The following is a 25,789-nucleotide window of genomic DNA, read 5'->3' on the forward strand; positions in this document are numbered from 1 at the left end:
CCTTTTGCACGATGGCACAGCTGCGTCATTTTTAACGCCCATATACGTCTCCTGTATGTTATGGAACATGCAGGAATCTTATATAAATCAGCTAAATCATCACACCCCACACTCAGAAAGTACGTACCTACAGATGCCATGGCCGCAATTCAGGGCAGCTACAGATGCCATGGCCGCAATTCAGGGCAGCTACAGATGCCATGGCGTCAGCCCATGGCCGCCACTGAGTACCTCTGAAAAATCCCCTGCCCCACTCAAAGAAATCCTCTGGTAAAAGCTCCTGACTTACCGGCTGACAAGCAACTTTCAGAGCGTACAGCTCACTGCAACCCAGCTCGCCACAATAAATGTTAATGACATGCAGTGAGCTCCATGCAATTAGCACCCTGCCATTATGAACAAAATACAGGTATTTTACCGTTGAAAACCCTGTATTTATAAGCTTCTCCAGCAAATGAGCTAGATATAACACACTTTGACCAGGTAATACCGCTTTTTTCTATCATTACTGTGTCTATTTTCATGCCTTGTGACCAGAGACGCAAAATTTGCAAAACCGATAAATATCATCAAATATTTAGCTTGCATGATACAACATAAAGCGGTATTCTAGATACCACTAAACCGAAGAACAGACTGAGGGGCTTTCTCCAACCAGACAGGCCCCTTACTTTTTTCCGGCATCAAAAAAATCGGGTGCACACAGCCCATTTCTCAATGCAGAGTTAGCCTGCATCTCAATAGAATTTCCGACATACTTCCCGCCTGAAAATACCATTCCCAAAGCAATCTGTTGACATCAAAGGGCCAGTGCCGGCTTGCGCATCATGCGTTACCATGGCATATACCTGCTTTTCTTTGTCTTTTAGCAAGCATCTGACATCATTGTCCTATCTGACAGCATCATCCAATTTGACGGATCTGCTGCTTGCCTTATCATTTCTGCGTGAAAGGCTGTAAACCTTTCCAGCCATACTGTACCTGCCAGCCTTTTCTGTCATATTTTTCCTGTCAACATTGTTTCCATATATTTCAGTACATCCTGTCCTGCCGTCTCTTGCATACTTACCAGCCCCTGCTGTCAAATCGCCCCGGATCTGGCCCTGATCTGCGACCAGGTTGCAGGCTGCACTGTCAGGATGCGTGCAGCCACTGACAACTGTCCAGGTCACAATGGCCCGCAGTGCAAGAGGGGCCCTACACTCATGGTCATTACCTCTTGGCCATGCACACTTCACTGCTCACTTATCATACCCAGGCACAGCAGGCGCCAGTTTTGAGCAGACGACTGGCTTGAATATCAGGAACATGAGCCTCAATGATGAGAGTTTATGAGCTACATGAAGTTATCCTTGCTGTGGTGATAAAGGCAGACTGCAGTGAGCAGAAATACGCGTAAACACAGGAAATGGTATGTTCTGGCGCGAACGTAGCAGTCTGCCTTACGAGCTTTACGGGCAGGAGCAGGTCGGGGTTGCCTGCCTTCACAGGCCTCTTGGCGGGATTATGGCGTGGTTGCATGCCTTACTGGCCTCTGGGCGAGATTATGGCGGGGTTGTCTGCCTTCACGAGCCTCTGGGCGGGATTATGGCGGGGTTGTCTGCCTTGGGGATCGGCAGGGCCGGGTGCGGGCATGAGATGACGGCCTGATCGGGCGGCAATAAGCCGCAACTGAGATCTTAGTATGTCAGTAATAATATGGGCCCTTGTCAGGCAATGTCGGTGCGTTGCTGCGTGGTGATGAGAGCGTGAGCGAGCCTGCCTGGATAGCTGGCTGGCTGGACTGGGACTTCGGGGGCTGATGCCCGGTGCGGGGGTATGGCCCGGAATGTAAAAAGGCAGTGCATCGGGGCACTGCCTTAAAGTACAAGGAGATAAACGCATTTGAGCCTGCGTTGGGGCAAAATCTGTAGTCCGCTCCTGCGGTCAGGCTGATGCCTGATGCTCCGGGTCAGTGCCGGCCTGTGATGGCTCAGTCGCGCTGATTGCGGGTGAGCAGCCAGTGAACCAGCAGGGCTGAGATCAGCATGAAGAGTACGGTTATGGAAAGCTGATCCATGGTGTTGAGTATAACACTGCGCTCTCTGTCCCAGGAAAGTTTGCGATATGCAGCTGACAGTACAGCCCAGTAACCAGGTGTGAACACCTGAGTAAGGCCGTTTATGGCAATGAGAGTAAAGCCGGCCATGGTAAGACGGGCAGGAGTGAACAGGGCCATTGCACCTTTACGGACATGAGGCAGATACTCATTAAGCATGTTCAGGAAGCGGGTCAGATAGCAGCCAAGGTGCAGACCGGCAAAAATGTAGGTATAGACGGCGGCAGTAGTATGGGTCTGTCTGGCAAAGCTGCGCTCAATAGGCAGCAGGCCTGGGTACAGATGCTTGGACAGGGCAATGCCGCAGATTACAGTGATAATAAAAGAGACGGCCAGACCGATAATGACGAAATTTCGGTAGTAGAAAAAGGCTCCCTTCTGCTTGAGCATACTGGTGAAGTACGAGCGCATCAGCACTATATGCACTATCACCACCACAAAGAGTATAGTGGCAATGATCTCATGGTAGAGCTTGGAGGTTACCTTGGGAAAGTAAAGCTGGGCAAAGCCGGCTACAAGCAGTAAGTAGACAGCAAGGGCGATGATAAATGACTTGATATATGGTCTCATGGCATTACCGAAAACAGACTGGACCACTCATTAGAGCCTCATCAGGCTTCAGGATCTGAGCTGGAGCTTATGCCCTTTCAGTCATAGTCTGCTGTTTGAGGGGCTGAAACAAACCACATGTGATGTACTGAATCCCTGGACATTAATGTCATCTGTCCATTGCCAGCCATGATAGGCCCGAAAAATTTGGAATAACCTGGCAAAATATATTTTGCCCCACAACGATATGAGTGCTTTTCTCAACAAGCTCTGTTCTCAAGTTCAGGCAGCCAGGCCCAGCCACCACCTCTGGTAGCTGTCATGCTCAAACAAAAGCCCCGGCCTGGTCATTACACCATGGTCGGGGCTTTTGCTGTCATTACTCATCTGCGATGCCTGTGACTGCGTAAGTTCCGGTGCCTTTTACTGATTGAAGTGGTAGCGGCTGAAAAAGGGAAAGCGCATGACTCTGCGGCTTAACAATGTCCATGAGATGATATAGGAAACTGTAGCTCCCAGCAGGGCCACGGAAATGCTGTCTACAGGGCCAAAGTTGAGTATGGCGCGCTTATAAAGATAGTACTCAGGGCTGGAGGTGATGATGAGATAAGGCTCACCACTGAACACATAAAATACGCCATAGGCCGAAGCTGCAGCCATGATAACAGTAGCCAATGTTGCCGGACTTGCGACCTTGAAGAGCCTGATGTTCATGTCGCGGGCCAGATATGCAGCGGTCAGAACCAGACGCTGGAAGTAGCAGCCCACCAGCAGGCCAATGAAGATAAAGGTATAGAGTACGGCTGTTACGTGAACAGAGTAGACATGCTGGTTGTCGTTAAAACCGGCACCTTTGAAGACATTGCCCAGTACCTCAATACCGGTCACGGCTGTGGAAACGGCTGAGAACACCAGCGAGAGCGTGATGATGTGGCGGTACCAGAAATACAGACGGCGACCTCTGCTACGGTACCTGTCATAGTTGCCCATGAGCTCGAAATTGGTCAGCATGATCACAATCAGTGAGCAGCCCAGAATAACAGTCAGGGAGGTATCGGAGAGCACACAGAAATAATACTGAGAGAACAGCACTGTCAGACCGGCATATATGCTCAGAGCCGGGATAAAGTTTCTGAAGATACTTCTCATGGTAGCTCACTTACCCTGCCTTGCAGGGTGATGATTCAGGCCAGTGACGCTCTGACTGTCCGGCTCAGGTGAGCCTGATGAACAGTGGGGATTAAATCCTGTCTTAAGGCGTTAACACACTGACAGAAAAAGGCCCGCAAACCGGATTCATGGGCAGTCGTGAATCACAGTGACTGCCGTCATGCCCGGCAAGGACCAGCAGGTAAATGCACTTAATAAAAGGACAGGGATAAGAACATGCCTGCTAAAAACTGCGACACAGTGCAGGACGGAAGAGAAAATCAGACGGCGCAGCAACAGGAGCTGATATAAAGAGCATGCCTTGAGCTGCTGCAGTGCTGACACCACAGCTGCAGAGTTTAATCACTCCTGCAGACAGCTGCGGGGCATATACAGACAAAGCTGTAGACAAGCTATGAAACCGGGCTGTTCCTGCACTGCAGCAGGACCGGTCTTTCCTTATGCTGTAAGCCAGAGCCGTGCTCTGGTGATTTTCCGGCTTTCAGGCGACTGAATCAGCCATCATGCTCTTCGTTTTCCGTAACCTCACAGGTCTTAACTGATACTAGCACAAAGTGCCTTATTTATGGCACTTTGCGTCCTGTTCGGTCGGGCCAGAAGAGCTTAATAAAACTGTCAGATTGTCTGTAAAGCCCATAGATATTAGCTGGCATCCAGATTTGACGGCTGTTGAGATTATTGTTCATAAGCCATCAATTTGTGAGTTAACTCACAAAAAGCACTGAAGGACGGTCTTTAAGGCAGAGCAAACGCTGCCATACCAGACCTCTGAGTTCCATCATACTCACGCTCCCACAGAACTTGCTTAGGCTCTTTTGCAGTGCACGGCACGGTGCACGCTACCACCACAATAAGCCACTTTTAAGCCATTTATAAAGTACATTACCGGGCTTTGTGCGCTGTAACAATTTACGCACATGCCTGTAGAGTGAAGTGGACTGCTCCTGCTCCGGCCCGGCCCCAGCCCTCTGCGCTGCACGGCCCTGCCAGGACCTGCCAGGACCTGCCTTGCTCTGCAATGCAGGGCAGGCAGTGAGCGGGCCGCTCAGTCAGGGCTGCCATGGCCGCCACTATGCTGTGGCCTTTTGCCTGGGCCCAAATAAACAGCGGCCGTCAGTTATAGTCCTGACGGCCGCTTGAGTGTGGGACCGGGCTTGATGCCCGTGATGGTTTGCCTCTGATCGGGATGCCTGTCTGCCTGACAGCGCAATTTATATCAGGCCTACCTGATCTGATTGAGGGCCTTTTCAAAATAGCGCCTGATCTGGCGATCGGTAAGCTTTAGCAGCTCACGACCTCGCAGATCCATGAAAGGAACTACTGTAGCACCATGCATTTCGGTACGGGCCTCTTCAAGGGAGCTGCCCCAGCCGGACTCGCCATATGATGTAAAGAGAAAGACCCTTTTGGCAGTGAAGTTCTGCGATTTAATCCACGTTGCCACAGGACGGGGATAGGCACGAAACCAGATAGGATATCCGACAAAGACAATATCATATTTGCTGATATCAGGGGTGGTTGCCAGGTTGGGAAAGGCATTGGTCTCACGCTCTTTGCGGGCAATGGCTGCTGTCTCTTTATAGCTGGTGCCATAAGGCTTTTCCGCTATGATTTCCATGACCGGAATATTGAGCTGATTGCCCAGCTCCAGAGCCATACGCTTAACAGCGCCCATATATTCGGGGTTGGCATCAGGAACATTGCTCATGGTGGTGAAATAGACCACAGCGGCCTTTGAAAAATCCTGAGCCATGGCAACAGGAGCGCACAGAGCACTGACAAGGGTCAGCAACAGGGCTGCTGCTGCACTGTAAAAACATTTGAACATTGTTAACCCCACTTTGATTGTCAGCTCAGACTGTCAGAGGCAGGACATTGCAAGCCCATGCCATGCCGCACGTACCCGAAATTGCCGGCCATGCGGTCATCGCCTGGGCAGTACGCACATACCCGGAATTGCTGGCCATGCGGTCAATTGCAAGGCCATAACAAGCCGCTCATACCCGGAATTGCTGGTGATGCGGTGATCGCCTGGGCAGTTCGCACATACCCGGAATTGCTGGCCATACGGTCAACGCCGGTACAGACCGAACATGCCCTAAAATGCCAGACATGCGGTCAGCGCCTTGGCAGGCCGCACCCTCCGTGAAAATGCCGGGCTGCCGGTCTGAGGGCTCGATGGCTGGCGCTCTTGCCTGATGGCTCAGGGTGACAGTGCCTCACCATTCAGTTCTTAAGCGGTTATGACTGCTAAAGTCCCCCTTGAGATACTGATGAGCACTGCTCTGATAATTTGCGGAATCATAACTGACTGAAGTTCAGGCCTTCCGGGTCTGACTGCAGTACCACACATTTAAACAAGGTTATAAAACAGGGATAGAACACAGGCAGCGATACACAAGCCTTTCAGACTGTAATAAGTGAAGTATCGGCTTCTGTGCAGGGTGCAAAAAAGCATAACATCATTAGCGCTGTCGCGACAATTACTCCCGGGGCGCTATACGCGTGAACTTTGAGCCGCTTCACAAGACCACTTCAGCCCGGCCAGGTCACGCATGCAGGGATATGGAGAGGAAAAATGCGCTTCCAGCTGACGCTGACACTCAGAAGGAGCCCTCCAAGACAGCTTTTAAGTCTGATAGCCGACAGGCGGGCCGGGAGCGGGGGACAGGACCAGTCTGGCTGCCCGGTGCAGGCCTGAGGGCCGGGATAGCTTTTATGACAAAAGAATATGCTGCCGCAGGGGACAGCTACTACAGCCTTACTGGCTAAATTAAGGAAGAAATCAGTGCGGGCCTGTCTGCAGCGACACTGCGCTCTGACAAAGATCACGCGGCGTGCAGCAGATATATTGCGGTGGCGCCGTAAATGGCGGACGCTGTAATGTGACAGGACAGCCTGTGGCCTCGTGCCTGAAAAGTATGGGCACTTGATGAATTGCAGGTCCTTAAGAGCTGTGAGGCTTTGTACAGACCATGGGGGCATGCGGCTGCTGAAGGGGCTGTGGGCGTTCTGCCATGGCATGGCCATAAGCCCGGGGAGGGTGGGATTAACTTTCAGAGCGTGTCCTGATGTAGCGACGGACAGATCCGCCTGTACTCAGATGCGCTCTGGTGCAGTTATTAGTGCTGCCCTTGAAACAGGCAGTTCAGGGAGGGGAAGGTCCGGCTTTAACATTTGCATAGCGGACCATGGCCTTCGGACTCCATATCCAGGTCCTCAGGCACACTGCAGCGGCGTTCCTGTAAGTCGCCGTGAAGCTGCAGAGATGACGGGCTTATAAATCACAGCTGCGCCGCAGGTTACAGCGCCTGTACTCAAGACAGTGCTGTATGCCATAAGCATTATGGCTGGCGGCAGGGGCACATGCTGGTGATGTATTGAAAATAATTGTCCAGTATTTCCAGAACAGAGGAGCTCCTGAAAGCAACTGTATGGAGCTCCCTCCACATTCAGGAATATCCCCTTTGATGCGCACCTGAAGCAAGATCTTTACTGCTGCCTGAATTTAACAGCAGGTAATGGAGTTTTTGAGGTGCTGCTCCAGGGCTTCCCAGCATCAGGGGAACAGCTTAATTAAACATCTAAACTGTGACCTCTGTCAAACACTTTCTTGTACCTGTGTGCATATTTTTGAGCCGATTGTTACGTAACATCAAAAAAGACTGTAAACAGGCCATTGTTACTCATTAACATTTGACAGGATTTTGCTCCATTTTTAACCTGGATTTTGCCATGGCATCTCCAGGGTGATTTTTTGCTGCAAAATTTGCAGTTCCACTGCAAAAATCTGACAAAAGCCTATAAAAAAGCCAGTCATCCTCAAGGAAGACTGGCTTCTTCATGAAAAATGATACTGTGCAGGCCCGTCCTATGGCACTGTGAGGCTGCCCTATGGCCGCCCTGCAGTCCTGGACAGGACGGCAGGGCTCAGGCCATGCTCTGGCCAGGGCATTGCCTGTGGGACATGTCAGGTAAGGGCATTGCGGCGGCGACGCAGGGCACGCAGCTGCATCAGGCCCAGAGCAACGACCAGCAGCACTATGCACTGCAGCTGCCCCATGCTCAGATGGCCAATGATATAACCCAGCTGAGGATCAGGCTCGCGGACAAACTCACATAAGAAACGGGCCACAGAGTAGCCTGCCAGATAGGTCAGGGTAATAGTGCCAGGATGCAGACTGAAAGAGATCTCACTGACGCGGGCACGGGCGGTAACAAAGCGTGTCAGGGAAAAGCCCTTGTCACCATGATGAGCATGATGAGCGTAGTAGCTGTGCAGGCCGTTGCTGTGACTGGCGCTGCCGCTCAGTCCTGCAGTGGCGGCAGCTGCTCTGTCAGCCGGGCCTGCGCTGTCTGAGGATGAGAGCATGATGCGGCGCAAATTGGCTATCCATGCTCTGAAGTATACAAAGCCCAGCAGCAGGGCCAGCAGCGGGCCTTCGGCTATGGCCTCGTAAAGCTGCACAGGGTGACGCGGCTGGAGATCGGCTGTGGAGAAAATAAAGGCCCATGGCAGATCACTTGGGGTACCGTAGAGCTCGGCATTAAGGAAATTGGCTATGCGTCCCAGAGGAATGATGACCAGGGCGGTAATAACAGCTCGGTCACAGTAGTGGTAAAAAAGTGACATACGGCTGCGCAGTGGCAGGTTGGCACAGGAGGTATGACTCATGAAGTCTACCGAGCTGCCTGCCCTGTTATTAAGGCGCATCATGACACGGCTGATGAGCAGCAAAGCCACGGCAATACCGGCTACACCGCCCATATAGGACATGCCGCCCAGATCAAGGCGCACAATCATCTCAGGATGGGCAAGGTAATAATGAGGATCGTAGACCACCACATAACCAAGGCGACCTCCGACAATGGCGCCAATGGCCGTATACAGAGCCACATTAAAGCGCATCAGCAGGGTCTCGCGGGGCCACAGGGCCGGTGTACGCGGCCAGGGCATGAACCAGAAGAGCACAAAACCCATCAGATAAACCAGGCCGTAATAAGAAAAAGAAAAACCTGGCAGGTCAAAAATCATACATTTTGTCCTGAAAACCGAGAACATAAAACAGTGCCGGGCCTGCAGCCGCACAGCACGGGACAATCCCACAAAAGCCGTCTTCAGGAGAGCAGCTCTCCTGCAAGGCGCCATGCCTGTCCGGCCATTGTGAGCGGGCTGGCTTACTTTCCGGGCTGGCAGCGCGCTTAAGCATAAAGCCGGCTCCCTTAGCATGCGTAAGCCGGTGCCTTGACGGCAAAGCGTATAAGGCAGCAGGAGGGCTGGCGGCAGCTGCGACCTTATGCCTGAGTGTTGTCTGAGCTGTAACAGCTGCTCAGTGCAGTGCAGTTGACACAGGTGTGCTGCGCTGCGCAGCAAAGCTGCACTGTACAGCTGACAGCCGGGGATTATCTTAACAGCTGACCGGCCGGTCAACAGTCCCGGCGCTTATAAATTTCATCTGCGCTCAGCTCAGGACCAGGCCTGCTGGCATGCAGGCCGCCCGAATCGGACTGCCCGCCAGGGCAGCCTGAATCGGGCGCCCGCCATGGCAGCTGACGGGAAAAACAAAGCCCGGGGCAAGACGGGCTCGCTTCCGGGCAGTATGATGGGCGCGGCGCAGGCAGCAGCGCCAGACCGGCACGGCCGGGCGCACGGCCGGGGCCATCAGCGATCGAGATTGGCCCTGATTTTAATAATGGTTTCAGTGATGAAATCAGGGACATTGTCGCTCAGCTGTCCGGCCAGAGCCTGATAGGCACGCTTGATGGCGTGATAGCCCTGACGTACCGGCTGCTGACAGACCACGAATTTGATAATGCCGGCACTGACCAGCTGGCGTGTGGAGTAGAGATCATCAAAGCCAATGGCAAAGATATCCTTGTTGCCATGGGCAATAAGAGCAGCACCCACGCCCTGTACGGCGGCACCTGAAATGTAGACGCAGTTGATATCAGGATGCTCGGAGAGCACCTTGAAAGTAACCTGCTGGGCAATGATGTCTGAGTCAAGACTTTCAACGGTCTCAACAATTTTAAAATCGATATTCTGGCGGGTCAGCTCGGCCTTGAAGCCCTCAATACGCTGATTGTGACCAAGCAGCAGGTGCGAGCCGGTAACTACCAGCACTCTCAGGCTGTCCTGGCGGGCAAGAGAGAGCATGCCGGCACAGGTGGCACCGGCTGTCATGTAATCAGAACCCACATAGCAAAGACGGCGGGTATGCTCGACATCGGTATTGAGCAGCACTACTGTGATTTCACGATCAGCAAGCTCATTGATGCGGTTTCTTACTTTGTCAGTGTTAACGGTTGAAAGGCACAGAGCACGGCAGCCCTTGCGCAGCAGCTCGTCAATGGCGTGCAGATGGACATCCTCATCAAAACCCTCAACTTCACGAACCACCACCTCAAGACCCAGGTCGGCAAATTCCTCCTGAGCCTCACTGATGCCCCTGATAATCTCCTGATAGAAGGCATTGCCCACGCTTGGCATCAGGGCACCAATCTTGATTGGGGTCTTATAGGCAGCCAGCGCACGGCCGGCACGGTTAGGCACGTAACCCAGATCCTTGGCCAGCATGCGGATGCGTTTGGCCACATCCTCGCGTACTGCACCACGGTTATGGAGTACACGGTCAACAGTGCCGCGTGAAACACCGGCGGCCTGAGCAAGGCTCTTTACAGTAACCTTCATGATGTACAAATCCTCAATAATCTAATCTGTGCACCCGGTGCGATCAGCTGTCCAGCCTCATGGGATCGGTGCCCGGCCGGGGGACATATGCTGCATGCCCTGGTCTGCGGGCTGGGGGATTCAGGCCATGGCCTGGTCACGGGCGCTGCACTGAGTGAGCAGGCAAAGGGCCCGGTGATGCTGATCTCATGTCATAAACCACGCTCTGTCCTGCGTGCTGCACAATATGACATGGCGTCTGGTGCCGTGGGGAAGTTCAACGTGGTGCAGGTAAGCACCGCATCCTGACTGCACTGCGATGCAGTTAAGGGATGGGAGCCTGCTTGCCTGGCGGACATGTTCCGCCCGGGTTGAAAATCAAAAGGGCCGTTCATGGCCCATGGCAGCGCACTGCCAGACCTGTGGTCCGACCGGCGCTGCTGTCACCTGTTCCTGCCTGTGCCTGCAGCCATGGCCCTGGCCCAGGCCGTGAGGTCAGCTGCATACCAGGGCCGGACCTTGACCTGCAACGCCATGGAGGGACGTCCTGTCGGAGCGCCCGGCGCTGCGCACTGGCGCAGCCGGTCGCGGCACACGCAGGTGTGCAGGGCAGTGGCCATGCGCTCTGGTCCCTGGGATATGGGGCGTCAGTCTGTTTACAGACATTCAGGGTTGGGGTAAAAGCAAAGTGGGCAAGTGGGGTGCTTAAGAAATTCCTTAGTTAATAATTCGTCTGATCCTGAAGACCTTAGATTGCCTGGCTGCTGCCCGGATATGGTACTGCCTGCAGCTGCAGGTCAGGTACTGAAAACGCCCAAGGCAGACGGAAAACGTTTTCATTATCCGTGGGTCGTGATGATATCAGATCGGGATCATGTGTCATGATCTGATACCGTGAGGTAATTTTTCATACCACCATAAAGTGCACAGGGTGGTCATTTAATAAAACGGTGCCGTGCTGCTGGAGGCACTTACATTTAGTAAACCTTGTCTGCGACAAAATCCTGAGCTCATGAAAACTAATCTGCCGTGACTGCTGGCAGTTTCTGATAAGCATGTGGCTGACGTTTTCAGACAGGAGTCCTGTCCGGCATGGCAAAACAGTCAGTTTATCGTTAAGGCCAGGATATCTGTGTCCTTACCTGCAGCTGGGCCTGATACTGTCACAAAAGCACAGCCTTGCGTGCCTGCGGCGTGCACTTTTGTCCGTGCACTGTCAGGCAGGAGCCTGATGTTATGAGGGCAGTATGCCCTCAGGAGGGCCAGGTGCCGGCAGCGTGTCGGCAGCGTGCACATTTGTCCGTGCACGGTCAGGGTGGGCCTGCTGTCATGAGGGCAGCTTGCTCTCAGGACGGCCTGCGGCCCTGGCCACTGCACGGGAAAAGTCTGGGAGCGCGCTCACGACTATGGCACAGCATAATACCGGTCTGTACGGACTTTTTGAAGTAGTGCAATGCACTTTTATGTACAAAAGGTGCCAAAATGTCGGTATTACTGGCTGCAATATTTATTGTACCTGTAACGGGCGCCGTGCAATCTGGCACGTGACAAAAGTTTGAGGTAAGTCGCAATTAAGGGCCTCTATTGTGTATTCCTGCGGGCCGCTGTGCCCAAAAGTGCGACTGTATGACCCTTTATGTACCAGTGCACTGTCGGTTTACTGATGCACGCCCGGCACAGTGCACGCATTTAAATGCACAAAAGCGACAGGCCGCACAGTCAAACTGCACAGTCTGTCGCCTTTTGATGGCCCAGGCGGCTTCGCATGCATGCCTAGTCAGGGCCGGCTGGCCGCTGCCTGAGGGCACAGCCGCTCAGGCTGGCGGCCGGGGCTGCCGATCAGCGGCTGGCAAATGGGTTTTCGGTTTTGTAGAGTACGCCCTTTGGCTGATTGTAGGAGATCTTCTCAATACCGAGCATGGCAAAGACATCAAAGAGGGCCTTGCCGTGGTGACCAAAGGCTACGGCACCGTGGTGAGGGTAGCGGTCAGCAATCAGCACGTGACGGTAGAAACGGCCCATTTCGTTGATGGCAAAGACGCCGATACCACCAAAGGAGCGGGTAGCAACAGGCAGAACCTCACCTTCGGCAATGTAGGCCTGCAGCCTGGTATCAGGGGTAGTCTGCAGACGGAAGAAGGTGATTGGACCGGCGGCAATATCGCCCTCAAGGGTACCACGGGTGAAATCAGGCTCATCCTGACCGGCCTCGAGCAGACGGTGCTGGATGATCTGATAGTTGATCTTGCCACAGGCCTGGTCACAGCCGCAGTCCTTGTTTAACTTGCAAAATGGAGTATTGCCGCAGTGGAAGCCCATGAATACATCAGTTGAGGAGTACTGAGGGAACTTTGGCTTAATGCTCTTTTCGTACATGTCAGCAGGTACGGAATTGTTGATGTCCAGAATGGTTACGGCATCTTTGGTAATGCAGGCGCCGATATACTCGGACAGAGCGCCGAAGATATCAACCTCACAGGCTACAGGAATACCACGGGTGGCAAGACGGGAGTTGACATAGCAAGGCTCAAAACCAAACTCCTCAGGGAAGGCAGGCCAGCACTTGTCAGCAAAGGCCACATACTTGCGGGAGCCCAGGTGCTCTTCGGCCCAGTCAAGCAGGGTCAGTTCAAACTGAGCCATGCGCTCGAGCAGATCAGGGTAGGTATTACCGGCTCCCAGCTCCTCTTCCATTTCTTTGACAACCTTTGGAATACGCTCATCGCCCTTGTGCTTGCGATAGGCAACCAGCAGGTCAAGCTCGGAGTTTTCCTCAATCTCAACACCCAGGTCATAAAGGCCCTTGATAGGAGCGTTACAGGCAAAGAAGTCCTGAGGACGTGGACCAAAGGTAATGATCTTGAGATTTGACAGGCCGATCAGGGTACGGGCAACAGGAACAAACTCGGAAATCATGCGGGCAATGCCATCGGCAGTGCCTACAGGGTATTCAGGAATAAAGCCCTTTAACTGACGCAGACCGAGGTTGTAAGAGCAGTTGAGCATGCCGCAGAAAGCATCGCCACGGCCGTCGATAAGATCATCGCCGGTCTCTTCGGCAGCAGCTACGAACATGCATGGGCCGTCAAAGAAGCGGGCAATGAGGGTTTCAGGGGTTTCAGGGCCGAAGTTGCCAAGGAAGACCACCATGGCATTACAGCCGGCGGCCTTTGCCTCCTCAACGGCCTTCTGGGCATCGCGCTCATTTTCCACGATGACAGAGATCTCGGTGATGTCAACACCGGCCTTGCGGCACTGGGCCACTACGGCCTGACGACGGCGCTCGGAAAGAGTGCGGATAAAGCAGTCACGGGAAACAGCGATAATACCGAGACGGGCATCTGGGATGTTGTACATTTCCATGATTTTTCTCCAATGTGTGTGCACATAGTGCCTGACAGCAGCCGCTGCAGGGCCGTCCCTGACGGCAGGGCAATACAGGGCATTGCTGCGCCATCAGCCGGGGCCGGGCACGGGCACGCTCTTAACTGTATTTTGCTGTGCCGGTACCGGGCAGCTGCCAGGGGAAATTCTTAATTAATCTGTGTGAGCAAGGCCGCCTCTGGTCAGACGGAGCGCGGCTGCGCAGGGCGCAGGGCGCTGCGCCGCGCCCAGGGCCTGGGCATCATGGCCCGGGGCGGCCCTTGCGGCCACGGGCGCCTGCATGGTTAAAGGGTGATATTGGCGCCGGTAAGCACACCTGTTGAGATGTGGTTGCGGCCTTCATTGCTGTCAGGGTGGGCCAGCAGCCACTTGTTGCGGGCGGTGAGCATGCCGCTTTCGGCATCGCCACGGGCATCGATGTGCTCAGGCTTTTGTGTGTTGGTGGAACGTGGCAGCACTACGGCTACGCGGAATACTGCATTGTCAGAGCAGCTGCATGGGGCATAGTGCAAGGTGGTCTCATAAAAGAGCACAGCAGTGCCGGCCGGGCAGAAGAAGGTCTCTACAGCCGCCGTGTCCATAATGCCATCCCTGATGGCTGTTATTGGAGCAAGCATGAAGATGGTATCGGTGCCGACAATATTGACCTCGCAGTTGCGGTGATACTCAATGGCATTGAGCTTGCGGTTATGACCTGAGCAGTAGCCAATCTGAATATCAAGGCCGCCAAAGACACGATCGCGCAGATCGGCCATCAGATCATCTGTCTGCAGGGCAGGTTCGGAGGCCACGTAGGTGACGCTGTCAGCCGGGCATGGCAGGCTCTCAAGAATGGAGCTGACTTTGGCCGTATCCACAGCAGGAATGACCTTGCCAAAGCGCTCAAATTCAACTGAGTGCACTGAGCTGAAGTGCTGAACCGAACCGGCCTGTGGGGCGCAGCTGCAGCCGCAGCTGCCGGTGGCGCTGCCGGCGGCGGCGCTGGCGGTGCCGGTGGCGGCATCAGCAGCAGAGCTGTCAAGGCGGTCACGCAGAGCGGCAAGCTTGTGGAAAGCCGGACGCATGGTCGGATAGAGGCTCTGGTAGAGCTGGTAAATGTCGTCATAGCGGGAGCTCTGCAGGGCATCAGGCTGAGCCCAGGCTTCACCGCGCTTGACCATTACGGCTACGGCCTGCTCCACTGTTGGATAAATGCCGGCGGCTACGGCAGCCAGAATGGCAGCGCCCAGAGCCGGACCTTCCTTTGATTCAATAGTGGTTACCTGACACTTGAGCACATCGGCCAGCATCTGGCGCCAGAAAGGTGAGCGGCCACCGCCGCCACAGGCTGCCAGAGTCTCAGGGACAATACCCATCTGATGGAGCACCTCAAGATTATGGCGCTGGGAAAGAGTAATGCCCTCAAGCACGGCACGGGTCAGATGAGCCTTTTTGTGACGGGCGGTCAGACCAAAGAAGACGCCACGGGCCTGGGCATCGAGCACAGGGGAGCGCTCGCCCATCAGATATGGCAGATAGATAAGTCCGTCAGCTCCTGATGGTACAGAAGCAGCCTCAGCTGTCATAACATCATAGGCATCGCCTCCCTGAGCCTGACAGCGCTCATGCTCGGCTGTATAGAGCTCATCACGGGCCCAGCGCAGGGACAGACCGGCAGCCAGGGTGCAGGACATGGCAGTCCAGGAGCCAGGTACGGCGGCACAGAAAGTGTGTACACGGCCCAGTGGATCGACAGCTGGGCGGGTGGTATGGGCAAAGACCACACCTGAGGTGCCCAGGGTCACAAAGGCCTGACCTTCGCTGCATACGCCTGTACCCAGAGCGGCAGCAGCATTGTCACCGGCACCGCCGGCTACCGGTGTACCCTCAACAAGGCCGGTAGCGGCAGCAGCCTGAGCACTGATGTGTCCTGCAATGGCTGACGATTCGATAAGCTCAGGCATGAGACGGGCGTCAATGGAGAGTTTTTCCAGAATCTCTTCAGACCACTGACGGCGGGTAATATCAAGCAGACTGGTACCGGAGGCATCGGAAATTTCCATGGCAGCCTTGCCCGTTAACATATAGCGCACATAGTCCTTAGGCAGGAGAATGGTGGCGCAGCGCTGATAAAGCTCAGGCTCATGCTCACGCACCCAGAGAATCTTCGGGGCGGTAAAGCCGGTCAGGGCCGGATTGGCATTGATTTCAATCAGGCGCTTCTTGCCTACCAGAGCGGTAATTTCATCACACTGCTTTTGAGTACGGGCATCGCACCATAAAATGGACTTGCGCAGTACCTGACCCTGCTCATCGAGCATGACCAGACCATGCATCTGACCTGCTATGGACAGGGCAGCCACCTCGTGAGGGTCTATGCCTGAATCCTCAAGCACGCCCTTAATGGTGCTTACCGCTGCGTTATACCAGTCCAGAGGATCCTGCTCAGCCCAGCCATTGTGGGGCTGATAAAGAGGGTATTCCACTGTTCTTGAGGCAATGGCACTGCCCTTTTCATCAAAAAGAACGGTTTTGGTACCAGAAGTACCCAGATCAACACCTAATAAATATTTCACGATCCGCTCCTTCCAAATGTGCGGCGCTGCCAGGCTTTCCTGTCAGCATCTGCCCGGCCTGTCAGCAGCGCCTGCGGCGCTGAGCGCCAGACGCGGCAGCTGTCTGCTGCGTGACGCGCTGCTGCATGGATAAAATGTTTTACAGAGCACCATGCACTTGCGATGCTCTTTTCACAGTCCGGGGCGCCTGAGCAGCTCCGGGCTTACTGCTATGAAATCTGTGGTTATCTGCAGGGCCAGGCGGCGGCCTGGTAAAGGCCATGCTGGTCTGTCTGCCTGGTAAAGGCCAGGCTGGCCGTCGGCCTGGTAAAGGTATGGCTGCCGCCATGGCCCAGCCGCTGAGCTGCCCGTCCCTCGGTTCAGGGCGCCATGCGCTGCCCGGGGCGGGGGCTGACGGGAGTTTTGTCTTATGTTTTTGTGTGCCTGTGCTTACTGCTTGACGCGCTTTTTGGAGAGCACGTCGATAACTACGGCCAGTAAGAGCACCATGCCCTTGACGGTACGCTGCCAGTTGGCGTCGATACCCAGAATGGACATGCCATTGTTAAGTACGCCCATGAATATGGCACCGATTACGGCACCACCTACAGTGCCCACACCGCCGTAAGCTGAGGCACCGCCGATAAAGCAGGCGCCGATAGCGTCCAGCTCGTAGCCGTTACCGGCAGTTGGAGCTGCAGAGTTGAAGCGGGCTACACACACCAGAGCAGCTACGGCTGACAGGAAGCCCATGTTGACGTAGGTCATGAACAGAATGCGGCTGGTGTTAACGCCTGAGAGGCGGGCAGCCTTTTCATTACCGCCCAGAGCATACAGGCGGCGGCCTCCTACAGTGTTATTGGCATAGAAGCTGTAGGTCATGACTATAATGGTCAGCAAAATAAGGATTACAGGAATACCCTTGTTACTGGCCAGCAGCATGCCAGAACCTATGAGGGCTGCTTCCACTACTGCAGTGGTAATAATAAATGTGCTGCTGTCATCAACCTGATAGCCCTTCTTCATCTTGCTGATGCGATCCCATACTACATAGCCCAGATAACCAAGGCACAGTACGGCGGTAATCACAGTGGTAGTGGCAAAGGCATCGGCACGGGCCTTTGGCACAAAGGAAGTGAAGTAGCGCAGATACTCTGGCGGGAATGGGGAGATGGTCAGACCATCAAGTACCAGCAGGGCAAGACCACGGAAGAGCATCATGCCGGCCAGGGTCACAATAAAGGCCGGAATGCGCACATAGGCAATCCAGAAGCCCTGCCAGGCGCCAATGAGCACGCCTGTCAGCAGACAGGTGGCAATAGCCAGATAAATATTCGTCTCCCAGTTAACCATCATCACACCGGCTATGGCACCTACCAGAGCCACAATAGAGCCGATGGACAGATCCACATTACCGCAGCCGATAATGCAGAAAAGCATGCCTACGGCCAGAATAATTACGTAGGAGTTCTGGGAAATAATGTTGGTAAAGTTGGCCGGTGAAAACATCGAGCCGTGACCTGTGGCTCTGATGGTGATTTCAAAGAGCACCATGACCACCAGCAAGGCCAGCAGCAGAGAGTTGCGCTTGAGAATATTGGTAAATTGTTCCATGACAGCATCCTTCCATGCCTGTCATCTGTCTGCCTGTCCTGACAGTCTGTCCTGACAGACTCTCCGGCGCGGCTGCACCTGCGCGGCCGCACCTGTTGTGCGGCAGCGCCTGCACACCGTATCCTGCGTGCCGCTCCGGCGGCGCAGACGCTCAGTCTGCTGCCGGCAAAAGTCCATAAATATGGACTTTTCAATTGCGTGCACGTGCACGGTTCATCATACTCCGGAGCCTTTAATGAATCAATGACAAATATTTCATTGTTCAGGCTGGCTCACAGTAATGGAGCCTGTTTTATGGAGCTGATGAGGCTGAGGACATATTGCTGAGCCTGATGGCACTGGTAAGCTCCTGAGGGGCTTAAAAGAGCCATGGGGCTTGACTGTCCTGTGGGCTCGTTGCTGCGCTGCGTTATATGCCTCTGGCGCTGACCCTGGCCATATTTTGCTTACCCCTTAGTTGGGGGCTTGAGCTTTAGCTTTGCCTTGATCCTTGGCTTAACCTTAGCCTTTGGCTTTGGCTTTGCCATTGGCTTGAGCTTTGGCTGCCGGAGCTGGCTTTGGGATCGGGCCTGGGCTTTACAGCTGCTGTTACGGCAGTTGCTGCAGCAGTTGCTGTACTTAAGGTTTTGCAGCGTGCCTTTGTTGTCAGGCGGACAGATGAAAATAGTTAAGCGGTTTTAGCCTGTTAAGCTCAGATATCCTGTGTCTGACTGGTATCAGCCCTGTCAGTACCTGATGCGGCCTGTTGTGCCGCTGTCAGTTCTGACTGTCTGTGCGGATATCAGCTCTGGCCTGATGATTTTAAAATCGCGGCCATAATGCTTTCCTGAGAGGCCTCAGAGCGTGGCATCTGGGCAACAATGCGACCTTCATTCATGACATAAATGCGATCACACATGCCAAGAACTTCAGGAAGTTCCGAGGAAATCATGAGCACTGCCTTGCCCTGAGCAACCAGGGAATTAATGATGCAGTAGATTTCGTACTTGGCACCCACGTCGATACCACGGGTAGGCTCATCGAGTATCAGAATATCCGGGTCGGCATACATCCACTTGGCCAGCAGCACCTTTTGCTGATTACCGCCTGAAAGATTGCCTACCTCCTGCTCGACACCGGCACATCTGGTCTTGAGCTGTACACGGTAGTCATCTGCCACCGTGGTTTCCCTGTTCTGGTCGATAATGCCATTGGCCGATACCTTGTGCAGGGCTGCAAGAGTGGTATTGCGGGTAATGGAGGTAGCAAGCAGCAGTCCGTCGCCCTTACGATCTTCAGTTACATAGGCAAGACCGTGATTAATGGCACTCTGAACGCTGTTAAGATGTACTTCCTTTCCATTTATGTAAAGCTGACCGCCCAGGAAATCACCGTAATAATGACCGAAGACAGACTGAGCAAGCTCGGTTCTGCCAGCACCCATAAGACCTGACAGACCTGCCACCTCACCACGGTGAATATTGAGGTTGACCCTGTTGCACACCAGACGGTTGCGGTTGAGCGGATGGGCTACAGTCCAGTCCCTGACCTCAAGCAGAACTTCATCTGAAGGCTTTGTATCACGAGGAGGGAAGCGACTGGTCAGCTCACGGCCCACCATGCCGGCTATGATTCTGTCCTCGGAAATATCGTGACCTGAGTTGTCCATGGTCTCGATAGTGGTACCGTCACGGATAACGGTAATGGAATTGGCAATACTGGAAATTTCGTTGAGCTTGTGCGAAATGATAATGGCTGTCATGCCCTCATCGCGGAAGCGGGCGATAAGATCAAGCAGGGCCTGACTGTCAGTTTCGTTAAGCGATGCTGTAGGCTCATCAAGAATGAGCAGTCTTACGTTTTTGGCAATGGCCTTGGCAATTTCCACCAGTTGCTGCTTGCCTACGCCAATATCCTTAATCAGAGTTCGCGGATCCTCATGAAGACCGGTAAGCTCCAGCAGTTCACTGGCGCGCTGCCAGGTACGTGGCCAGTCTATGACCTGGCCTGAAAGTGAGGAAGTGCGTTCATTACCAAGGAAGAGATTTTCGGCAATGGACAGGAAAGGCACCAGAGCCAGCTCCTGATGAATAATTACAATGCCCTTGCTCTCACTGTCTTTGATACCGTTGAAATGGCAGAGCTCGCCATCAAATTTGATATCACCCTCATATGATCCGTAAGGATAAATTCCCGACAGAACATTCATCAGCGTGGACTTGCCCGCGCCGTTTTCACCTACCAGAGCGTGAACTTCACCCCTTTTGACCTTAAGGTTTACGTTACTCAGTGCCGTAACCTTGCCAAAACGTTTGGTGATGTTTTTCATCTCAAGCAGGATGTCATCTTTTTCAGTCATCTTGCCACCACCTGAAATGACCTGCTCCGACTGCGCCTTTGACCTTGCCGCAGCCCCTGACCTTGGTCAGGACAAGCGGCCGCGACTGCAGCTGCCGCTGTCAAACCCAGGGTCAGGACGGCTGCCGCAGCTGCGGCAGCGGCTGCATGCGCCGACCTGCTGCACCTGCCTGACGGCAACACCTGGCCACAGGCCTGGGCATACAGGCATGGGCACGCAGCCTGGCCTGGCTTTATGGCCAGGCCGGGCGGCTGCGCTGCCGGAGCTTTACTTTCACTACTAACCGAATGTCATTCGGCTTACTGTTATCCCGGGCCTTATTGTGCAGCCGGGCTCACAGGGTCCAGCACCTGCTGGCCCCTGTGGCCCGTTTACGGCCGCAGGCCCTGTCAGTCCCGGCCCCGGGGGCACGGGACCGGCACTGCATGGACAGTGCCTTAGATCTCGTTGGCCTTGTAATAGCCTGAGTCAATCAGCAGGGCCTTGTAATTGTCCTTGGTGGCAGCAATAGGCTCACACAGATAGGAAGGAATTACGCCAGTGCCATTGTTATAGGTGGTGGTATCGTTAACCTCAACTTCCTCACCCTTGTCGATGGAGTCAACCATGTTTACCACCATCTGAGCCAGGGTACGGGTGTCCTTGAACACGGACATGGACTGATAGCCACGGACAATGTTCTTGACTGCTGGCCTGTCACAGTCCTGACCGGTAATTACAGGGATATTGGAGGCGTCATAACCTGTAGCCAGCAGGGCGTTAACTACACCTGAGGCCAGGGCATCGTTCTGAGTGAGAACAGCATCGAGCTTGACATCATCAGGGCCGTAGGAGATGGAGGAAATGATGTTCTCCATGCGCTTCTGGGCTTCCTCCAGGTTCCAGTTAAGGGTAGCGCACTGCTCACGGGTGGTCTGACCTGACTTGACTACCAGCTTGCCGCTGTCGATATAAGGCTTGAGAACTTCCATGGCGCCGCCAAAGAAGAAGTTTACATTGTTGTCATCGGTAGGGCCGGTGAAGATTTCCAGGTTCTTAGGCTCCTTGGCATTTTCAAGGTCAAGGCTGTCAACAATGTACTGGCCCTGAAGCAGGCCTACACGCTTGTTATCGAAGGTGGCGTAATAGGAAACAGCGTCGGAGTTCATGATGAGACGGTCATAGGAGATAACAGGAATGTTCTTTTCCTTGGCGCCCTTTAATACTTCAGTCAGAGCTGATCCGTCGATGGAAGCGATAACAATGATGTCGCAGCCGGAGGCGATCATGTTTTCAATCTGATTTACCTGAGTAGGAATGTCATTGTCACCGGCATACTGCAGATCAACAGTGTGGCCTGACTCCTCAAGCATGGCCTTCATATTGGAGCCATCCTGGTTCCAGCGCTGCAGGGACTGAGTAGGCATGGACACGCCAACCTTGGCGGCACTGGCGGTAGAAGCCATACAGGTAGCGGCCAGAACGGCGGCACATAAAGCACTGATAGTAGTCTTGATCTTCATAGCATTTCCTCACAGTAACAGTATGCGACCATCTGTCAGACAGCATGGAGGTAAAACCTGACCACTGCAGCTGTCTTAAGCGGTCTGCTGAGCCGGCGAACACCACATTGCCGCTTCAGCCTCTGTATTCACAACAAATCTTTTCCTGATATCCGCAGGCCCTGCCCTTCATGGCAGTCATCTGAGCGCAGGTCATCGCATCAGCGCAACCAGCCCCTCAGCGCAACCAGCCCCTCTCATAGCGGCGCAGCGCGTCCGGCGCGTCCGGTTCATCAGCACTGCTAAGTGCGGCACGGTCAGGTCAAATCCTGTCCTTAACGTCGGGCCTGCAGTCCGGGCTCCTTTGGCCACATGGCTCTGCCTTGCGCCTGCCCGGACCCTGGTCATAGTACGGGACTTACGGGCCTTGCACCTGCCTGACTGCATCTTATGCATCCTGCTGTGCCATGCTCCTGAGATTCCCCTGAGGCTCCTGCCAGACAGGGCTGCAGCATGTGCACTTTCTGCATCTGCATTGCTGCCGCTAGTGGCGGCCGGGAAGTTCAATCTGTTGCTTTCAGCCTTGCGGAATCAGATATCAAATCTTTTGCAAACGGGCATCACCAGTCCCTTATTAAGGCTGTGTGCCCGGGCACAGTTTCATATTAATCCAAACGCTCTCTCATTTGATAAAAATTTATCAAAAATATGTCCAAACTGTGATCCACATACAACTTATTTCTCTTCTCTATAAGAACCCTGTAAATAAGCCATTTTTGAAAACAACCTTGCTGCATCAACCCGTCCCAGATACAGCAAAATGCCCCTTACACATGAAGATAAACCACGGAAATATTCACTTTGTGCCGCTTTTGTGCTGCCTGCGTATCAGGTGAAATGTTTTTTCATATGTGCATTTTTATATGCGTTGTACTGTCCCCAAAACAGGCTCCACCCAGCCGCCAGAGCATACGCAGGACAAACTAAATAATCCGCACTGTCTGCAGCATAAACACTGCTGTCCTATAAGCAGGCCATTTCTATCCGGACATTTAAATAAATCATAAAGTAGGCCCTGTCATTACCGGTAAAAACCCACCAGCCGCTCCGGCTGAAATCGCAGCAGACATTCCGTGTTCCGTAAACGCTTACGGAAAAACCGGCACTTTGGACAAATTGAGCATATGCTCAACACTTTTTGAAACAAATCAGAATGACCACGGGCAGAATGACCACGTGCAGCGACCGGAGGAAACGCCACGGGAACTACTCACAGGAAGTGAAGGCACATAAGCCAGGTACGGCTAATCGCAGCCCTCAGCTACAACTGCTGCCATCGACTGATTAAGGCAGGGGACAAAGGGAGACACAAGCGGTGAACAGGCCTTGCCAGAGTTGGGTGCGGGACATGACCACGAACCGGCACTGGCACTTGCAATTGCAGGGTACTGAGACTGAAATAAGCCCGCGACGGGTGAGCTTGCGCAAGGAGCGGCCAGTGCCGGGGTGAATTGCCGTCCCTCACCAGTTTTGCCTGCGGACGGATGGCGGCCGCCCTGACAGGGCAGGTTCAGGCCTTCTATGGCTGTTATCAGTTCAAAGCTGCCCGGACTGGACTGAGGTCATGCTCTTCGGACAGCCAACGGCTATATATGCTCAAAGAATGTGCTCCTGATATGTTTCAAGGAGATGTGTGGTGGCTGATGATGAGCGGCGTTGAACCGCTTTTATGCGGTTTTTATGCGGTGGCCTGTAGAGTAAGGAGCCTGACGGAGTGGGGCAAGATTGGCTTATGGGAGGAGTCATGCCTGGCATGGCCTCATGCTTACTGATGGACGAGGCGGAGCAGTGGCAGGGCCATGATGGGCGCTGTGTCGGGCATGCCATTTGAGCGGCGGAGAGCGTTTTCTGCGGGCACAAAAAAGCACCCGTTCAGGGTGCCTTTGCTACTTTGTAATGGTTGCGTCCTGACGGCCTTAAGGTCAGCAGCCTGCCGGGCTTTTACCATGCCCTGCGGGATTTGGCAGCCGGCAGGGCTGGCCGCCGTGCGGAGGCCGGGTTCTCTGGCGGCGTCCAGGCTGCCTGGCGGGCCGGACGATCTAAGTGATTACTTTTTGTAATCCTGAACGGCGGCCTTGATGCGTTCGGCAAACTGGAAGATATCGTCTACTGATTCAATCTGGACAGCATCCTGATTTCTCTTGCCATCCTCACCGGTATCGAATACGGCTACCTTGTAAGGGAGCTTGTTGAAGTACAGACGGACAATGATCTGAGACTTCTTAGCGTAGCAGATGTTGCAGAAGCCCTTGAAGTCATTGAGGATAACCTCATCACCACCGGCAATGCCATGCAGAATTGACTTGATGATGTAGTAGGCGGCCTTTTCGTCCTCAGTGGTAACAATACCTTCCTCGGAGTTGCTGTCGGCAGCTGCAGCATCATCAGCAACCTTGGAATCAGCCTGAGCCAGAGCCTCCTTTTCCTTGCGGTTAACATCATCAAAGGCACTGGTCAGACGCTCATTGACGCGGTCCTTGATAAACAGACCCAGGGCCTCTTTAAGCACAGGAGTAAAGCGCTCCTTGACGTTCGAGGTAATAGGGCCGTCATAGCACTGCTTTAAGAAGAAACGCAGATAATCCTCATGAGGGGATTCCAGCTGCTCAGCCATGATGCGCTTAAACTCACGGGTGTACTTGAGCTGGCTTGCTGAGGAGATAGCGTCCTCGAGGTTGAACTTGCCCTTGCTGAGCTTCTTGAGTTCCGGAATCAAAGAGGTATCAGGCTTGTCGACGATCAGCTCCATGTATGGCTTGCTGTCCATCTTGTTTGGCTCTTCGAGATCAGAGAAGAACAGGTAGCGGTTGCCGTCAGTGAGCACTGCCACTCTGGCTGGACAGCCATTGAAATAGCTGAGCAGCTGGCTGCACTTCTTGCTGTTGAGCTCATCTCCATAGGTCTTGCACTCAATAATCATAATAGGCTGACCTTCGGACATGATGGCGTAGTCAACACGGGCATCTTTGTACTCGCCTACAGGAGCACTGTATTCAGGCACCACCTCATTGAGATTGAAAGGGTCATAGCCCAGCATCTTAATGAAAGGCATTATGAGGGTATTCTTGGTTGCCTCTTCACTCTTGATGTTAGGGCCGTACTCACGGACACGTTTGCCCAGAGCCTGAATCTCGTCCAATAATTCCATTGAAAACTCCTTGTGTGACTGAGGTCAGAAGGGTGCTGAACTATTGTCAGCCGCTTAAGTGAGGCAGAAGTCGATATTCTCTGAAAAGCGCACAGCAAAGAAAGACTGCTCGGGCTGACCCATGGAGGAGCTGAACAGCTGAATATGCCTGTGAAAAGATACTCAGGGAGAGGTCAGATATACATTGAGCTCAGCCAGGACGCTCACAGCGTCTCTGTGTATTCAAATGCAAGCCAGCGTCGTATCACATGGCCCATAAGAAATGACCTTAAGTACAGGTGCCGTGCGGCCCATATGGCCGACATGAAGGCCTGTTGCCATCATGGCGCTGTCTGAGCAGCACGCAGCTGCCAGGCGCGACCTGGAGCACAGCATGGCTGGCTGGTGCACAGCATGGCTGGGCAGGCGGGCGGGCGCCGCCAGGTGTTCCTGCACTGACTGGCGCAGGCTTTTCTTAAGGCATATGCTGAGGCAGGAAAGCCCTTATATCAAAAGCTGATAGCGCAGAGCTCCTGTTATGCAGGGTAGTGATCCGGGCTGACATACGCCCCCTGGGGCTTCTGTCAGGTTCTGAATAATTTTATCCATGACCCGCATAAATAATATCAGATTGTTTGCATATAGTCGGACAATGTTTTGGAGGACGCACATTCCATTGGACCTTTTGAACCATGAAAAAAAAATTTTTCTTCAAAAAGTCTACAGGATTGACCTGTAATGTAGCTTCAGCTACCGCCTATTTG

At 53.7% G+C, this 25,789-nt stretch carries 12 protein-coding genes; all 12 read right to left on the reverse strand.

The features are described 5' to 3' along the window. Nucleotides 1–1,972: 1,972 nt before the first annotated feature. Entirely contained in the window at nucleotides 1,973–2,668 is a 696-nt protein-coding gene (locus MXE41_RS11830) for a DUF4405 domain-containing protein (protein ID WP_247100624.1), read from the reverse strand. 402 nt (nucleotides 2,669–3,070) lie between these two features. Continuing rightward, nucleotides 3,071–3,796, reverse strand: coding sequence for a hypothetical protein (locus tag MXE41_RS11835; RefSeq protein WP_247100625.1), 726 nt, complete (start codon nucleotides 3,794–3,796; stop codon nucleotides 3,071–3,073). Between the two features lie 1,243 nt (nucleotides 3,797–5,039). Next, nucleotides 5,040–5,645 (reverse strand): flavodoxin, encoded by a 606-nt coding sequence (locus tag MXE41_RS11840; protein ID WP_247100626.1) that lies wholly within the window; start codon nucleotides 5,643–5,645, stop codon nucleotides 5,040–5,042. A 1,861-nt stretch (nucleotides 5,646–7,506) separates the two neighbouring features. Further along, on the reverse strand, nucleotides 7,507–7,662 hold the full coding sequence (locus MXE41_RS11845) for a hypothetical protein (protein ID WP_247100627.1): 156 nt from the start codon (nucleotides 7,660–7,662) through the stop codon (nucleotides 7,507–7,509). 125 nt (nucleotides 7,663–7,787) lie between these two features. Beyond that, complete coding sequence (locus tag MXE41_RS11850) at nucleotides 7,788–8,852, reverse strand: prolipoprotein diacylglyceryl transferase (protein ID WP_247100628.1); 1,065 nt, start codon at nucleotides 8,850–8,852, stop codon at nucleotides 7,788–7,790. Nucleotides 8,853–9,479: 627 nt separating this feature from the next. After that, complete coding sequence (locus tag MXE41_RS11855; protein ID WP_246978052.1) at nucleotides 9,480–10,508, reverse strand: LacI family DNA-binding transcriptional regulator; 1,029 nt, start codon at nucleotides 10,506–10,508, stop codon at nucleotides 9,480–9,482. A gap of 1,818 nt (nucleotides 10,509–12,326) precedes the next feature. After that, complete coding sequence (locus tag MXE41_RS11860; protein ID WP_247100629.1) at nucleotides 12,327–13,850, reverse strand: fucose isomerase; 1,524 nt, start codon at nucleotides 13,848–13,850, stop codon at nucleotides 12,327–12,329. Between the two features lie 305 nt (nucleotides 13,851–14,155). Continuing rightward, nucleotides 14,156–16,426, reverse strand: a complete 2,271-nt coding sequence (gene xylB, locus MXE41_RS11865; RefSeq protein ID WP_247100630.1) for a xylulokinase — start codon at nucleotides 16,424–16,426, stop codon at nucleotides 14,156–14,158. A gap of 429 nt (nucleotides 16,427–16,855) precedes the next feature. Further along, nucleotides 16,856–18,019: a multiple monosaccharide ABC transporter permease gene (mmsB, locus tag MXE41_RS11870; RefSeq protein WP_247100631.1), complete on the reverse strand. Its 1,164-nt coding sequence runs from the start codon at nucleotides 18,017–18,019 to the stop codon at nucleotides 16,856–16,858. A gap of 781 nt (nucleotides 18,020–18,800) precedes the next feature. Beyond that, nucleotides 18,801–20,357 (reverse strand): multiple monosaccharide ABC transporter ATP-binding protein, encoded by a 1,557-nt coding sequence (mmsA, locus tag MXE41_RS11875; protein ID WP_246978056.1) that lies wholly within the window; start codon nucleotides 20,355–20,357, stop codon nucleotides 18,801–18,803. A 437-nt stretch (nucleotides 20,358–20,794) separates the two neighbouring features. Continuing rightward, nucleotides 20,795–21,859 (reverse strand): multiple monosaccharide ABC transporter substrate-binding protein, encoded by a 1,065-nt coding sequence (chvE, locus tag MXE41_RS11880; protein ID WP_246978057.1) that lies wholly within the window; start codon nucleotides 21,857–21,859, stop codon nucleotides 20,795–20,797. A 2,086-nt stretch (nucleotides 21,860–23,945) separates the two neighbouring features. Further along, nucleotides 23,946–25,046: a type I restriction endonuclease gene (locus MXE41_RS11885; protein ID WP_246978058.1), complete on the reverse strand. Its 1,101-nt coding sequence runs from the start codon at nucleotides 25,044–25,046 to the stop codon at nucleotides 23,946–23,948. Nucleotides 25,047–25,789 lie beyond the last annotated feature (743 nt).

Origin of the sequence: Anaerobiospirillum sp. NML120449 (assembly GCF_023051105.1) — a bacterium.
GTDB lineage: Bacteria > Pseudomonadota > Gammaproteobacteria > Enterobacterales > Succinivibrionaceae > Anaerobiospirillum.